At 79.4% G+C, this 1565-nt stretch carries 2 protein-coding genes; both read right to left on the bottom strand.

Annotation, left to right across the window (positions count from 1 at the left end):
- A partial coding sequence (locus A6R01_RS15500; protein ID WP_292607715.1) for a hypothetical protein occupies positions 1-666 on the bottom strand: 666 nt, incomplete at its 3' end.
- Positions 663-1565 (bottom strand): TadA family conjugal transfer-associated ATPase (locus tag A6R01_RS15495; RefSeq protein ID WP_366925117.1); only part of this gene is annotated, 903 nt, incomplete at its 5' end. The genes A6R01_RS15495 and A6R01_RS15500, both read right to left, overlap by 4 nt.

The following is a 1565-nucleotide window of genomic DNA, read 5'->3' as shown; positions in this document are numbered from 1 at the left end:
GGAGGCGACGCCCCGGCGGCTGGACTCGCCGGCTCGGAGGTCGTCGGCGACCCGGGCGAGGGCGGCGGCCAGACCCTGGCCGGTGCGGCCGGAGACCTGCCAGGCGGCGCCGACCAGCCGCAGCCCGTCCGCGCCGGGGGCCAGGGCGGCGACGCGCCAGGCGCCGGGCACGTCGAGCCCGACCCGGTGGGCGGCCAGCACGGGTCCCAGCGACGGCCAGTCCCGGGCGGCCCGCGCCAGGGCCCGGTCGGGCCCGGAGCCGGCGGCGAGCTCCTCGGCGAGGGACTCGCAGCACTCGCGGACCCTGGCCGCGGTGTCGCGGGCGGTGAGCAGCTGTCGCCGCGCAAGCACGAGCCACCGGACCCCGAGCGCCAGCAGGCCCAGCAGCACGGGCCCCACGACCACCGGGGCGACCAGTGCACCGGCGGACGGAGACAGCGCCAGCACGACGCCGAGGCAGCCCCCGGCACCGGCGACGAGGGCTCCCCAGGACGGTCGGTCCGACCGTGCTCGCGGGACGGCGGGGACCAGCAGCGCCGCCGCGACAGCGGTCAGCAGACCCGCGAGCACCCCCTCGAGCAGCCCCGCAGGCAGTCCCGGGAGCAGCCCCGCGGGCAGCCCCGCGCCCAGCGCCGCGCCGAGCGCCGGTGCGGCCAGGGGGCTCATGCCCGACCCAGCACGTCGGCCAGTCGGTCCGCGCCGGGGCCGTCGACCACCCGGCCGTCCTGGATCCGCGCGGCGGTGAGCATCGAGACGGTGCCGTCGGGACGCCGGGCGGCGAGCAGCTCGACCACCTCCGCGCCGCGCACCTCGCCGACGACGATCCGGTCCGGTCGCATCCGCAGGGCCTGGCGGACCAGGGTGTGCAGCGGCAGCGCCCCGGACCCCTCGAGGTTGGCGGGGCGGGCCTCGAGCGAGACGACGTGCGGGTGCGCCGGAGCGAGCTCGGCGGCGTCCTCGACGACCACGATCCGCTCGGTCGGCGGGACCAGCCCGAGCAGGGTCGCGAGGACCGTGGTCTTGCCGGTGCCGGTGCCGCCGGTGATGAGGAACGCCGCCCGCGAGGCGACCAGCGCCTCCAGCAGCCGCCCCACCTGGGGCGGGGCGTGCCCGGCCGCGAGCAGGTCGGGCAGCGTGAACGGGCGCCGCGGCGGGAGCCGCAGCGAGATGGCGGTGCCGGGGCGGGCGACCGGCGCCAGGACCGCGTGGAGCCGCGTGCCGTCGGGCAGCCGCAGGTCCACGTACGGGGAGGCGTCGTCGAGACGACGCCCGCCCAGCGAGGCGAGCCGCTGGGCGAGCCGGCGCACCGACTCCTCGTCGGGCAGGTGGACGTCCGCCGGCTCCAGGCCGTGGCCGCGGTCGAGGAAGACACCGCTGGCGCCGTTGACCAGCACGTCGGTCACCCCGGGGAGAGCCAGGAGCGCCTGCAGCGGCCCGGCGCCGTCCACGTCGCGCACCAATCGCGCGTGCACGGCGAGGACGGTGTCGTGACCGACCGGCCCGGCACCGCGCAGCGCCTCGGCGACCGCGTGCGGGCTCAGCGGCGCCGCCGAGTCCGCGAGGTG

The organism is Nocardioides sp. REDSEA-S30_B4, from assembly GCF_001627265.1.
Taxonomy (GTDB): Bacteria; Actinomycetota; Actinomycetes; order Propionibacteriales; family Nocardioidaceae; genus Nocardioides.
This window is presented reverse-complemented; position numbering and strand designations above follow the sequence as displayed.